Annotated in this window: 7 protein-coding genes and 2 pseudogenes; 7 read left to right on the top strand and 2 right to left on the bottom strand. The window is 54.6% G+C overall.

Annotated features, from left to right (window positions below; genetic code table 11):
• Nucleotides 1–24 precede the first annotated feature (24 nt).
• The 5 genes from traD to LLF79_RS23330 all read left to right on the top strand — a co-directional run bounded on the left by traD (nucleotide 25) and on the right by LLF79_RS23330 (nucleotide 9,872).
• Nucleotides 25–2,580, top strand: coding sequence for a type IV conjugative transfer system coupling protein TraD (gene traD / locus LLF79_RS23350; RefSeq protein WP_047365729.1), 2,556 nt, complete (start codon nucleotides 25–27; stop codon nucleotides 2,578–2,580).
• On the top strand, nucleotides 2,577–8,000 hold the full coding sequence (gene traI / locus LLF79_RS23345) for a conjugative transfer relaxase/helicase TraI (protein ID WP_013087229.1): 5,424 nt from the start codon (nucleotides 2,577–2,579) through the stop codon (nucleotides 7,998–8,000). Before traD ends, traI begins: the two co-directional genes overlap by 4 nt.
• A 27-nt stretch (nucleotides 8,001–8,027) precedes the next feature.
• Nucleotides 8,028–8,813: a DsbA family protein gene (locus tag LLF79_RS23340; protein ID WP_013087230.1), complete on the top strand. Its 786-nt coding sequence runs from the start codon at nucleotides 8,028–8,030 to the stop codon at nucleotides 8,811–8,813.
• Between the two features lie 109 nt (nucleotides 8,814–8,922).
• The gene (locus LLF79_RS23335; protein ID WP_224773246.1) at nucleotides 8,923–9,465 is read left to right on the top strand and encodes a hypothetical protein; all 543 of its coding nucleotides are present in this window, start codon (nucleotides 8,923–8,925) and stop codon (nucleotides 9,463–9,465) included.
• Nucleotides 9,456–9,872, top strand: a complete 417-nt coding sequence (locus tag LLF79_RS23330; RefSeq protein ID WP_023338064.1) for a type II toxin-antitoxin system YafO family toxin — start codon at nucleotides 9,456–9,458, stop codon at nucleotides 9,870–9,872. The genes LLF79_RS23335 and LLF79_RS23330 overlap by 10 nt, the downstream gene beginning before the upstream one ends.
• A 212-nt stretch (nucleotides 9,873–10,084) precedes the next feature.
• On the opposite strand, the gene LLF79_RS23325 is transcribed toward LLF79_RS23330, so the two are convergent.
• The gene (locus LLF79_RS23325; protein WP_047365726.1) at nucleotides 10,085–11,062 is read right to left on the bottom strand and encodes a tyrosine-type recombinase/integrase; all 978 of its coding nucleotides are present in this window, start codon (nucleotides 11,060–11,062) and stop codon (nucleotides 10,085–10,087) included.
• 157 nt (nucleotides 11,063–11,219) lie between these two features.
• Between LLF79_RS23325 and LLF79_RS23320 the strand changes: the two are divergent.
• Together LLF79_RS23320 and LLF79_RS23315 are read left to right on the top strand one after the other, a co-directional pair.
• Nucleotides 11,220–11,670: pseudogene (locus tag LLF79_RS23320) on the top strand (efflux RND transporter permease subunit); the annotation flags it as partial.
• 103 nt (nucleotides 11,671–11,773) lie between these two features.
• Nucleotides 11,774–12,149: pseudogene (locus LLF79_RS23315) on the top strand (GNAT family N-acetyltransferase); the annotation flags it as partial.
• Between the two features lie 459 nt (nucleotides 12,150–12,608).
• Here the strand turns inward: LLF79_RS23315 and LLF79_RS23310 are convergent.
• Entirely contained in the window at nucleotides 12,609–13,013 is a 405-nt protein-coding gene (locus LLF79_RS23310) for an H-NS family nucleoid-associated regulatory protein (RefSeq protein ID WP_045295138.1), read from the bottom strand.
• Between the last annotated feature and the right edge of the window lie 582 nt (nucleotides 13,014–13,595).

Raw genomic sequence — 13,595 nt, 5'->3', positions numbered from 1 at the left:
GCGATAACGGCTGGACAACACTCTATGAGCTTCGCAGGAAAAAACCTCACCCAGGGCGGGCAGATGACCGCCTACCGCTGGCGCATGTTCATTCAGGTTAACAACTGGATAGGATTCTGGATCTTCATCCTGTTCGCCGTACTGACTACCGCCATCTTTCTCTGGCGAATCCCTCAGGAAGCCCTGGATAACGGTTCCCTGTGGTGGTTCGCAAGTATCAACAGCAGCTTTATCGATCTGATGCCGGCATCGGGAACGCCAAAAATCTACGACGTTCACTACTGGTATGCGCCTACCGCGACGGCAATGGTGCTGAAAATGACCCTGCCGCAGATTTATACCGACCCGTACATGCAGGCGATGGGCGACCAGTGCCTGCGTGAGCTGCATTGGGCAGCCGGTGCCAGCGGGCTGTTCAGTATGGTGGTGTTTATCGCCGTGACCTGGTTTATCGCGAATATCGGCAGAAAGGAGAGCGAGGATGAATATCTCTCCGGCATGCAGCTGACCGACAAGCCAGCGGAAGTGAATAAATTGCTGCGCCAAAACGGTGAATTGTCCGATCTGCGGGTGGCTGATTTACACATGGTTAAAAGGGCTGAGGTAATGAATTTCCTCATGCATGGCACCATTAACGTGGGTAAATCGACCATCATCCGCTGGCTTCTGGACTACATACGCAAACGTGGTGACAGGGCTATCATTTACGACTCCGGCTGCACCTTCACTGAAACCCACTACAACCCCTCCACCGATTTCATTCTTAATGCCCACGACGAACGCTGTGCCAACTGGCAGATGTGGGGGGAATGTATTGATGCGGTCGACTATGACAACCTGGCAGCCAGCCTCATTCCGGTAGAAGGGGAATCCGATCCGTTCTGGGTTTCAAGCTCACGTACCATCTGCGCTGACCTCGCTATACGGATGTCGGTTGACCCGGACAGGAGTATAGAGAAGTTCCTCAAAACCCTGCTGTCACTCAGCATGAAAAGTTTGCGTGAATATCTTGTCAATACGCCTTCAGCCAACCTGGTTGAGGAGAAGATCGAGAAAACAGCCATCTCCATTCGCTCGGTGGTAACCAACTATGCCAAAGCGCTGAGATTTCTTCAGGGTCTGGATGACGGCACCAAGCCACCTTTCACCATTCGGGAGTGGATGACGCAGGAGCGTTATGACAACAGTTGGCTGTTTATTTCCACTCAGGCCCGACATCGCAAGAGTGTGCGACCACTGATCTCACTTTGGGTGTCGCTGGCCACATTGTTACTGCAGAGCATGGGGGAAAACAGTGAGCGCCGCGTGTGGTTCATTCTTGATGAAGCCCCGAGCCTTCAGCGCATCCCGGAGCTGGCTGAAACGCTGGCGGAAGCACGTAAATTCGGCGGATGTTTCGTGCTGGGAATGCAGAACATGGCGCAACTGGTTCACGTCTACGGCCGCGAGCTGGCAAAAAGCATCTTTGACCTGATGAACACCCGTATGTACGGACGTTCGCCGAGCGCCGAGATGGCCAAAGTAGTTGAAGAGGAGCTGGGCAACCAGCGTAAGCGCAAAATCCGTGAGCAGAACAGCTACGGTCTGGATCAGGTGCGTGACGGTGTGTCGCTCGGTAAGGACGAGGTGAATAACCCGATTGTCGACTACGAGCAAATCATGCGTCTGCCAAACCTCAACTTCTACGTGCGCCTCCCGGGTGAGTATCCGGTCGTCCGTCTGAAGCTGAAATACCGTCCATTCAAAAAACGCCATGCTGGCCTTATCGAGCGCAATATCCGCGATGCGCTCAGCCCGGAGCTGGAGAGGGTTATTCAGGAGAATGAGCGTGCAGCGGTCATTGCAGGTCTGACGTTCCCGACCGGTGACGAAGTGCTGGAGAAGGGGAGCGAGACATCCTCTGCAGATGACGGTCCCGCTCCGGTTTCTTCTGCAGGGGCATCCGGCTCACAGGCAACACCGGTCGTCGAAAAAGTGGCTCGTACCCGAATGGAGGAACCGAAACCCTCGCGCAGCGCTGCGCCTGAACGGAAGCCAGTACCAGTCAGGGAGCCAGACATATCGCGAAAAGAACCAGCAGTAACTGAAAATCACAGGCCGGTGACAGCCCCTGTCACCGGAGACAAAAAAGACAATGTTGTCTCTCTTCGGCCCTCGAAACCTGCACCAAATCATCAAAAAGGGACCGCGTCCCTTAATCCGGAAATTCCAGCAGCACTGCAAAAAATCCGCAGCAGAACCCAGCTGGATATTCCCTCCGAGCCTGCTGCGGCTGGCGCGCTGGGAATGCTGAAACGGCGGCTCAGTACCGGAGCCACCTCAGACGGAGGCGAAGATCAGGCCAGCGAGAATGCGGGCGAATCCATGAACCTGGATATGAAGGTGACGGCACTGCCTGACGGTGGCCTGAGTCTGACGACGGCAGGGAAGTCAGTGACACCGCAAACCCCGGATGAAGCCCACAGCACACATCGCAAGCTGGCGCAGGAAGAAGAGAACATTTTACTTCACCGTCACGCGGGCGATCCGGGTTACGACGAAAACGACCATTACTATTACGACAGAGAGCCTGAATTATGATGTCAGTCGCCCCAGTAGCGTCAGCCGGCGAGGCTGCAGGCTACTACAGCAATTCCGATAACTACTATTTTCTGGGCAGCCTTCAGAGCCTCTGGATGGGGGAAGGTGCAAAAGCGCTGGGCCTTGAGGGCAATGTCCGTGGCGATGATCTGACGGCCGTGCTCGAGGGGCGTCTTCCGGACGGCTCACGGCTTGGCAAGGAGGTTAACGGACAGCATGTCCACCGCCCGGGTCATGACCTGACCTTTTCAGCCCCCAAAAGCGTGTCTATTCTGGCACTCATCGGTAACGATAAAGAAATGGTGGAGGCGCATAATCACGCCGTCCGTGTGGCGGCCGGCTATGTGGAGAAGCTCATCTCGGCCCGCGATACGAAAGACGGCGTTACGTCCATCGTACACACCGGCAAGATGGTAGCGGCCGCCTATACGCATGATACCTCGCGCAATCTTGACCCGCAGCTGCACACCCATCTCCTGATTGCCAACATGACGGAGTATGCGGGCAAATGGAAAGCCCTGGCCACGGACTATATCCATAACGCCGGCTTTATCGAGACCGTCATGAAGCACCAGGTCACGCTCGGGAAAATCTATCGCAGCGCGCTGCGTGAGCGGGTTGAAGCACTCGGTCATGAAGTGGAAGAAGTAGGCAAGCATGGTATGTGGGAGATCATGGGCGTTCCGGAAGACGTCAGGGACGAATATTCTTCACGGGGCCGGGAAATTCAGGGGGCCGTGGGGGCTGAAGCCACGCTGCGCAGCCGGGATGTGGCCGCCAAAGACACCCGCAGGGCGAAAGTTGACCCTTCACGTATGCGCCTGATGGAGCGCTGGCTGGGCCAGATGAAGGAGAAGGGATTTGACCTGAAGGCGTATCAGGAGAGCGTGGTGCCGCGTGATGCAGGTCTTCGTGAGACCGCGACTCATCCGGAGCGAGATCACCTGGCTAAGCCGGTTCCTGCCGGGCCTGAACTGGCTTCTCTGCAGACGTCGTCCACGGCAGAAAAGAGCGTCGATACACCTGCTCAACCCGCAGAACGGGAGAGCCAGTCCCGTCAGCCTGTACCACAGCAGATTGACACGCTGAGTCAGCCGGCACAGACCAGACCCGAAAAGACGCCGGCGACCAGGAGCTTTCCTGCAGCGCAGCTGGACACTGAAATACCCCGCCCGGAACTGACTGAGGCTGTCCGTCTGGCCATCTCGCAGCTCAGCGACAGTAAAACGCGCTTCACCTTTGGCGAGCTGATGATGACCACGGCGGAGCTGAGCGAACAGCTGCCGGAGATTCAGGATATTCGCGTGGCCATCGATGCGGCGCTGAAGGACGGCATGATTGTGCCGCTGGACAGTGAGAAAGGGGTCTTCACCTCCCGTATTCACCTGCTGGATGAACTCTCGATCCAGGCGCTGAGTCAGGAACATCTCAAATCCACAAAAGTCGTCAGTTTCACCCGTCCGGCGCAGTACGCGCCGGCGGCGCTGGAAGTCGTGGAGAAAGACGCCCTGGTTCTGATGAATGCCCCGTCAGGCGTAGCGGGTATCCGGGACCTGACCGCGCAGCTGGCCGGTATTGCCGGCGCGAACGGTCGTGACGTTCAGGTGCTGGCCAGCTCTGCCGAGCGCGCCATTTCGCTGGCGAAATCCGACGATTTGCGGGAACGGATTATCAGCCGGCAGCATGTTCTGAGCGGTGATTTCCACCTGAAACCCCAGAGCACGCTGATTATCGAAGGGGCAGAGCGTCTGGGGCTAAAGGAGACGCTGGTTCTGCTGGGCGAAGCGCGCGCGCAGGACGCACAGCTGGTCTTTCTCGACAGTGCCGGGCGTCAGGCGAACGGTAATGCCATGTCCGTACTGGAGTCCGCGGGGGTTGCCCGCTCCCGCCGCACTGAGCCGGCGCCCAGACTGGAGGCCGAAGTGGTCAGTATTCCGAACAAACGCGACCGTTACGAGGCGCTGGCCAACCGGTTTGCAGAGCTGAGCGGAGGAACTGAAAACGTCACCGCCGTCGTGGTCGGCAGACGTGAACAGGCACAGCTGACGGGCCTGGTACGTGAGGCGCTGCAGAACGCAGGGCAGCTGGGCCGCGATGGCGTGGAGATAGAGGCCCGGCAGCCGGTCTGGCTCGACAGCAAAACGCGCCGCATGCCCGGTTCATACCGTCCCGGCATGGTGCTTGAAGATCGCGCGGACGCAAAAGAGCGTAAGTCCTATGTGATTGACCGGGTGCATGAGGATACGCGAGTCCTCTCGCTCATCGATGGTGATGGCGTGCTGACCCGGATGAAAATCGGTGATATCAGCGCTGACTGGCGTCTCTTCAGCCGTGAAACCCTCAGCGTGGCCACCGGCGAAAAACTGCTGTCCGTGGCGGGCGACCGCGAGCACAGCCTGAAGGCCAAAGATCGTCTTGAGGTGACCGGGATAAGTGAAAAGGGGATTGAGGTGAAACGGGGGGAAGACACCCTGACGCTGCCAAAAGACCAGCCGCTCTATCTGTCACATGCTTACGTGACCGCGCCGGGTGGACGGGATAACGACACCGGGGTGGTCCTGGCCGCGCTGAACAGCCGCGACATATCGACCCAGACCATGAACTCATTGGCACAGAGTGGCCACCGGGCGGAAGTGTTCACAGCCGAAGTACAGGACCGGGCTGAAGCCCGGCTGCAGCGCATGAAGACAAATGCCTCTCCCGTGCAGCTGGTCAGAAACCTGAGCGGTCACCAGGACATCAGTCAGGCGGTTGATTCACTACATGACAGAGTCCGGACTGACGCGGGCCTGGCCGTCTGGCGTGCCATTAACGACCAGCGCACCGTGGTGATCAGCGAGCTTAAGCTGGCGACGGAAGCGCAGAAATATCATCCCGACCTTGAAGCCATCGGGAATGAAATTGGCGCGATGATTAAAAATGGCGAGCTGTTGTCCGTATCCGCAGGGGGAGAGCCGGTACTGGTTTCCCGGTCCACCTGGGAGATGGAGAAAGCCATTCTGCGTGTGGTGGAGGAAGGGAAAGGTACGCAGCAGCCGTTGCTGGAACAGGTACCGGAGGCCGTGCTGAACGGCCTGACGGATGGACAGAAAAAGGCGACCACCCTGGTGCTGGGTACCACGGATCAGTTTATCGGGATTCAGGGCTATGCTGGCGTGGGGAAAACCACTCAACTGAAGGCGGTGATATCTGCACTGGAGACCCTACCGGCGGACGTTCGTCCGGTGATGACGGGGCTTGCTCCTACGCACCAGGCGGTGAAAGAAATGAGCGACGTCGGTGTCCGGGCGCAGACCATCAAATCCTTTGTCGTTGAGCATGACCAGGCGACGGCCGGAGGCGGGAAGCCTGACTATAAAGGACAGGTGTTTCTTATCGATGAGTCATCAATGGCAGGCAACCAGGATACGGCGGCACTGTTCCAGGCCATTGCCAGCGGCGGCGGACGTGCAGTCTCGATGGGGGATATCGACCAGTTTGAAGCGGTCGACGTGGGCGCGCCGTTTAAGCTGATGCAGGAGCGCAGCCCGATGGATGTGGCCATCATGAAGCAAATCGTCCGTCAGAAAGACCTGCAGCTGCGCGGCGCCGTTCACGACATCATTGATAACCGGATCGATGCGGCCCTGCAGCGGATTGAAACCCAGCCGGCTGACCGCGTGGCGCGTAGCGCTTCAGCCGCGCTCCCGGAGAGTGCGATTCAGGAAACGGAAACGCCTGTTAACGACATCGTGGCTGACTGGAAGGACCGGACACCGGAGGCGCGGTCCCGTACGCTCATCATTGCGCAGCTGAACGCCGACCGTAAGGCGATAAATGCCGGCATCCATGCCACGCTGGCAGCGCGGGGAGAACTGGGGGAGAAGGCCATTAAGGTGCCTGTGCTCGATAAAATCACCCATACCCGCCATGCGTTCAATAAAACAGAGGCCTGGGAGCCGGGAATGGTGGTTAAACGCGGTGACCGCTACCAGGATGTGGTGGCCGTTGACCGTAACGGCAGCACGGTGACGGTACGTGATGAGGAAGGGAAGATTGCTCTGGTTTCACCGAAGGAGCTGATCACCGGTGACGTGCAGCTGTTTCGCCGCAGCGAGATGGAAGTCCGTTCCGGCGATCTGCTTAAGTTCACGGCGACCGATCGCGAACAGGGGCAGATGGCCAACCAGCGCTATACGGTGGAGTCGGTCAGCGAGGAGGGGAATATCCGTCTGAAGGGGGAGAACGGTCGCGTCACCATCAATCCGGAGAAGGTCCGGGCGCAGCAGCATCTCGACTACGGCTGGGCCGTCACCGGCTACGGCGCACAGGGGGCCAGTAGCGATTATGTCATTGCGCTTGAGGGCACGAAAGACGGACGTAAGGCACTGGCTTCCCGTCGTGCCTTCTACATTTCAGCCTCACGCGTGAAAGAGCACGTCCAGATATACACCGACGGGAAAGCGGACTGGGTTAAGGCGGTAAAAACGCCGGAGCGTGATATCAAAACGGCGCACGATGCGCTGGCACCAGAAACGCAGCGCAAACAGGCGAAAGCCATCTGGGCAATGGGGCAGCCGGTGAATAAAACGGCCATCGGTCGCGCCTGGGTGCGCCATCAGGGCATGCAGGATGCGTCACTGACGGCAAAAATCATCCCGGCCACCCGGCGCTTTCCTGAACCGGCGCTGGCGCTGCCGGTGTATGACAACAATGGCAGGAGTGCGGGCCTGGCCCTGGTTTCCCTGGTTGCCAGCCCGGAAGGACGGATGACGCAGGGTGAGACCCGGATGGTCATGACAGAACGCGCCCGTGGCGCCGTGCTGCAGCGGAGTCAGTCCGGAAACACGATAGTGGCCAGCGACCTGACGGCTGCACTCGATGCAGTACGAAATAATCCAAAGGACGGCGTGGTCTGGCAAACCGGTGATGAACCACCTTCAGCATGGCTGCTTAAGGTAAGCGGTGGGACAAAACAGGATGTGTCACCAGGTATTGTCTCCACGCTGACGGACGAACAGAGCGTACAGCAGCTGCGTGAGCAAATGCTGGCAGACCTGGTTCGCAATGAAGAAGCCAGTCGGAGCAGGCAGCCGGAGTCGTTGCTAGCGGAAGTTCCACAGGAAGAGGTGATCAGACTGAAACCGGAAGACATTAACCCGCGTAAACCGGAACCACTCAACCCAGATGCAGATGTAATCGCCAGGGTGAGAGGTGAGGAAAACACCGATGGACGGGAAATAAAAGCCGCTGCAGGCGTCAGAAGTGAGCTGGAAGGTGCTGACAAGGCATCCGGTGAACAGTCGCGGGCATCGCGTGTGATTGCAGATCTGGCAAACGCGGAACGCGACATGCTCAGGGCGGCAGAAAATACTGAACGCGGCCGCACGCCGGAGCGTGAAGAACAGACTCTCACCCGAACCATTCAGAAAGAACGTTAATCCCCTTTTGACCATGAGAATCAATCTATGAAAGCAAACAAATTAACTGCATTAATAGTTACAACATACATTGGCTTTGTTTCAATGGCACACGCTTCGGCCCCTCAGGCGGTATTCAGTCCGGAGCAGGAGGCTCGTATCGGAGAAATCGCTGCCGACTATCTGATCTCCCACCCGGAGATTCTCGTGACGGTCAGTCAAAAGCTGCAGGAACAGCAGGAGGTACGTAAGCAGAAAATGTTTGCACTCAGCGTGATGGAGAATCAGGCGAACCTTCTGCATGATCCGGACACACCGGCTTACGGGCCTGAAAATGCAAAAGTCGCGGTGATTGAATTCTTTGATTACCAGTGCGTGTTCTGCAGCCGCTTTGCGCCGGAGCTGGAGAAGGTTATGAAAGCGCAGCCGGACGTCCGCTACCACTTTAAGGAGTGGCCAATTTTTGGTGGTCGCTGGGAAGCTTCATTTCAGGCAGCACAGCAGGGGCTGACGGTCTGGCAAAAGAAAGGGCCGCAGGCCTATGTCACCTATCACAATGCCATCTACGCCACCGGTCATAATGAAGGCAAACTGACGGCGGAGGATATTCACGGAGCAGCGTCAAAGGCGGGACTGACCACCCCAGCTCCTGGCGACCATACCGCATCCCTGGAGAAAAACAGTAACCTGGCTGAGGCGCTGGGACTCACCGGAACGCCGGGGATCATCGTCATGCCCGTTAGCGGAGCGACTCCTGATACCATCACGGTTTTCCCGGAAGCCGTAACCGCTGAAAGACTCCAGGCAGCAATCCTGAAAGCCACGGCCAGATAGAGGATTTCAATTTCCTGTTTGCTGTGCCAGCCACATATGCAACCAACTTTTTTTAGCATATAGTTAAGTTCAGTAGTAAAATGCAGCGCCTCGTCGAGAGATGATGATTATGGAGTCCGTCGTCGTGAAATTTAAAATCCAGCACTTGCAGGCCGCAGTGGCACTGGTTCTTGCCAGTTTCCAGCCGCAACCCAAAGCGGTTGCGTGTCAGCCTACGATTGTTGAACGGGTTTACGAAATGGGCTCCAGAGTCAACAAAACCGATATCAGCGAGCTCACTGTTGCTCTCAATGACGTAGCTGAAGAATTACGCTCAAGTCGCATTGAGCTGGCCCGGTATGCAGACAGCGATTTCTCCGGCGCTATCAAAGTCGCCAGCGACATCAGAAATCATACTATCCATGTCGCAGGTATCGCAGAGTCCTTTGTTCTGATGTTGCCGGAAAAAAACATCATTCAGTCGTATGACAGGAATTCTGTTGAGTTTGCGTTCTTTAAGGCCATTAAGATGGTCAGTCTTGCGACCAAAAACTACCTTAGTCTGATTGATCAAATCACGCGAACGACAGAAGTGCGTGACTCTGGAATCAACCTCTCGGCCATGAATCACCTGCTGGATTCAGGCGACAGGGCTGCGGCCAAATGGCGTTAACGGCTGAGTACAGTCATGTCACGTGGGATTCGTTTTTCCAGCCCACGTTTGCCGTTTACCCTGAGCTGGAGAGTCAGCTACAGGCAGAGTTCATCACGTATAAATCAACTGGCGCACCGTCGAATCTCCTTGGAAGGGACGCCCCCTTTGATTTCCCGCCATTCGCTGTCGATGCTAACGTCCAGCATATTCACGTTAATCTGCATTTCCAGCTCACCTGGAGTGCCAGACAAGAGAATTACAACCGTACCTCAGATCATTATCTCATTTACACAGAACACATGTGGGATAGCGGCCGCTTTCTGCTGATGGGGCTGATAACACCGGCTCATGAACGTATGCCAGCGAGAGATACCCGGTTACTCAGCTACTTTTCTGAAGTTGCAGAAGATTTTCACGCTTCATAACCCTCAAAATCACATATGGTACCCGGCGAAAGAACGAAAAGGACCGGCCATCCCGCATATCCAAACCACCCCGGTTCAGAAGGGGAAGCAGGATAACCGGCAGACCTACTTTAACGGAAGTTCCACTGTTGAACCATTCGAGAAAATCGCGCAGCCTGCGAGCATCTTTGCACACTATCTTGTTAACTTATCATCTTGGTATGTTATTAAGTTCATATCAGATCCAGACGGTCACGAGCCGTGCGCAGGCGCGCTTCGCCGCGGCGATCGTACTGCTGGGTGGTGGTGACGCTGGCATGCCCCATGGCATCCTTTACAGTGATTAAGTCCTCGCCGTTATCCAGCATGGAGGTCGCAAAGGTTCGCCTTAAATCGTGCGGTGCGCATTTTGCAATCCCAGCCAGGCGCTGGCGCACCTGCAGGACATGGTACACCGTCTGGTCGGTAAGCCGGTCGTTCGTCAGGGTGTCAAAGCGGCGGATACGGGTGAACAGCGGCCCGTCTTTTTCTCCCCGCACGTCATCGATCCACTTTCTGAGCCGCTGCCAGGTGCCCGCCGGCATATAGGCCAGCCTTTCCTTGTTCCCCTTACCCAGTACCCTGAGCGCCCGCTCATCTGTGACAATGTCACACAAATCCAGCCCCACGGCCTCCGAGCGACGCAGGCCGCAGCCGAGAATGACGGCCAGCATCGCCGCATCGCGGATACCGATACTGGAATCATCGGCCTCGCAGGCAGCAAACAGAGAACGGATCTCCTCCGGCGGCAGGGCCCTGCCGCGCGGGAGACGGCTGCCGCGCAGGTTACGCACCGCCCGGATGTGCTGGAAACTCTCCACGTCCATCAGCTTCAGCATCCACGCCTCCTTCGCCACGCCCTTCAGTGCCGAAAGATAGGTGTTGACGGTGGCGGTGGCCCGGCCGGTGTCGCGCAGCAGTTCGGTCACGGCCATCACGTGATGGCGCCGCAGGCTGCCCCAGCTGCAGGACTCCAGGGAGGCAGCTCCGAGCATAACGGCGACGATGTTCAGGAACGAGGCCATGGTCTGCCGGCTGCGGTGGGAATTGAGTGAAAGCAGGTAGGCCCGGGCCGGGCTGACCGGGGCATTCTCACCTGACAGCGCCGGCAGGAATTCCTCACTGGCTGCGGGCAGACTCAGCTCCGGTTCGTCATCGGGAATCAGGATCATGTCGGGCTCCGTCCGGCGCGCTGCGTAAAAAATCGGGGGCAAACTTACTGTCAGAGCGTACCGCAGAAAGTCTACTTTTTCAAAGGTACATTTTAATAAGTAGATAAAGCAGCTATCTCGCCTTGATACTGGTGGTATTGCTCTTTACGAAACCTAGTCCGTTCCCTTAGCGGAAATGCTTATAGTTCCTTTGGATTGCTCGGCGCTGTGCTGGCTTTAGCCGTAACGAATATGACGAATGACGTCTTTTTCAAAGTGGGCCAGATAACCCTGATTGGCCTTTCCGCTAAGAATGCGATTCTGGTTATCGAATTCGCGAAACAATTGATGAAAGAAGGAAAGACCCTTATTGATGCGACATTGATTGCATTGAAGCAGCGCTTGTGGTCAATACGGATTACTTCTCTGGTTTTCACATTAAACACTGTTCCGCTGATGCTTACCATGGGGCCAGTGACAGCACAAAGCATGCGATCGGTACCAGTGTATTCGGCGGGATGATTAGCGGAACGCTACTGGCCATTTCCTTTGTTCCGGTATTTTTCGTAAATATCACCCGATTTACTGGCATGCGAAAAGACATACCGGGGAATAGCCGGAACGGCTAATCTCTGCGCTATGTTCCGGTCAGTTTAAAGCAGGCTTCTTGCTGAACTGGCTGGCATTACATTATCAAGGATATTATGAACATCATTATCACACAAAGGTTAATTTAAGGGAGAGGATGCGGCAGCACTTTTCGATTACCTCTCTTCACCACGTGCTCCTTGCTTTTAGGTTGAAAAGTTACATTCACTAGCCGAGGCGGAGGTCGACGTGGCTAAACGAGCCACTGACCCAGCACAGTTTGCCGTTTGTCTAAAAACCGATACGTTAATCGGATATCTTTTTGCGGACAATAGCAATAAGCCAGACAGCGATACCAGGTCAGTAGGCTGACACTTTACTCAACGTTATGAACGCCAGAGATATGCGAACGAGTCATTTGCTGCATTGTTTGATTATTTATTTAAACAGACGTTTGTATGCCTGGGTAGAAGTTTACAATCTGGCTTCTCAAAAATTTTGTGAACGTTACACGCAGAGGTTGCAGAGCAATAGTGGCCCAGAAAAAATGCCTGCTAATTGAAATGAACAATATTCTTAGTGTTTTTAATGGTAATGCAGTTACTGAACACAATTTTATTGAACACAGATCATTGATCTGACTCTCCACTAAATCAAAATTTCAACGTACCTTAGTCTTTGTCTGTTTTTGAAAATAATAAGTAGCGGTAATTCTGAATTGTTTATGAAGAGGTCCCGTACGCCTGCCGTTCACCATCATAAGCTAGCCGGATGTTCGTAACACTTATTTTGGCAATCCGACGGAGCTGACCGACTCTGCTAGTTACTTGAGGATGCCAAGACGCGCCGAACCAATCAAGTAAATGAAAGAAAACAGACAATGCGGCGCCGGAAACAAATACGAATGTTCAGAGTATGAGCAGTTGATATGCACGAAAGGAAGAAAAAAGGCAGGGAGATTAATTCCCTGCCTTTTTTATCATTTAATCAAGAAGTCATCAACATTGCCGCCGTTGGCAATGTGTTCAGCAAGAACTTTAGGTGTACGGCCCTGGCCAGTCCATGTTTTAGTTTCACCGTTTTCATCGGTGTACTGGTATTTGGCCGGTCGTGCTGCACGCTCTTTTTTAGGTTTTGTCTGGCCGGTGGAGAATTCAAGCAACTCTGACGGGTCAATACCATCATCCAGCATCAACTGGCGCAACTTATTCAGCTTCTCTGTACGTTCCGAAATCTCGTTACGTTTTGCTTCTTCTTCATCACGACGTTCCGAAACGATGACATTAAACTTCTCCAGAATGTCTTCCAGAGTTTCGAGAGGCAACTCACGCGCCTGAGCTCGCAGTGAACGGGTGTTATTAAGTGTTTTCAGTTCTTCAGACATTTTAGCTCCAGAGGGTAGTAATCATAATCTCAGTTGATTATGAAACATTAAAAAATAAAATCAACAGAAAGCCAACTGAATTAATGAACAATGTCGAACGGATTCACTTCTTTATGTTTCTTAAAATGAATGAACTGCGCTTGAAGAGCTTCTGAGACATTGTGCCTTGGTATACAGGTTGTAAAGTCGCATGGGGTTCATACATGTTAGATGGGAACGATACTTAAAATGAATCACAGGTAGGGATTTACCCGGCATATTTATGATGTTAAAAAGTTAGAAATACAAAATTAGTTACAAAAACCTTATGGCAACTCATACCATATACCTGGTTTAAAATGCATCAACCCTGACTACTTGAGAGTGTTTTGATAAGCGTGGGTCAGGGGTAATGTTACCCCTTATATGAAGATAATCTGAGTTCAGCTTTGATGTAAGGTATTCGCTGATAGTGGCTATGGCAAGCATAATGCTGAGTCAGGGCAACTTTGGTCGAAGATAAATAAACGCTCCCGGTTAAAGTTTTACTTACCATTGCAGGAGTAATGGTTTACCGGGTGCGCATATTTTATGCTCTCTGTC

The sequence above is a fragment of the Enterobacter cloacae complex sp. 2021EL-01169 genome (genome assembly GCF_020733125.1).
GTDB classification, from domain to species: Bacteria; Pseudomonadota; Gammaproteobacteria; order Enterobacterales; family Enterobacteriaceae; genus Enterobacter; species Enterobacter roggenkampii.
Note: the sequence above shows the minus strand (reverse complement) of the source record. Positions and strands in the feature narration are given on the sequence as shown.

Bases quoted from the DNA above. Each gene is read 5' to 3' on its own strand.
- traD (WP_047365729.1), top strand. From the start codon at position 25: ATGAGCTTCGCAGGAAAAAACCTCACCCAGGGCGGGCAGATGACCGCC.
- traI (WP_013087229.1), top strand. From the start codon at position 2,577: ATGATGTCAGTCGCCCCAGTAGCGTCAGCCGGCGAGGCTGCAGGCTAC.
- LLF79_RS23340 (WP_013087230.1), top strand. From the start codon at position 8,028: ATGAAAGCAAACAAATTAACTGCATTAATAGTTACAACATACATTGGC.
- LLF79_RS23335 (WP_224773246.1), top strand. From the start codon at position 8,923: ATGGAGTCCGTCGTCGTGAAATTTAAAATCCAGCACTTGCAGGCCGCA.
- LLF79_RS23330 (WP_023338064.1), top strand. From the start codon at position 9,456: ATGGCGTTAACGGCTGAGTACAGTCATGTCACGTGGGATTCGTTTTTC.
- LLF79_RS23325 (WP_047365726.1), bottom strand. From the start codon at position 11,062: ATGATCCTGATTCCCGATGACGAACCGGAGCTGAGTCTGCCCGCAGCC.
- LLF79_RS23310 (WP_045295138.1), bottom strand. From the start codon at position 13,013: ATGTCTGAAGAACTGAAAACACTTAATAACACCCGTTCACTGCGAGCT.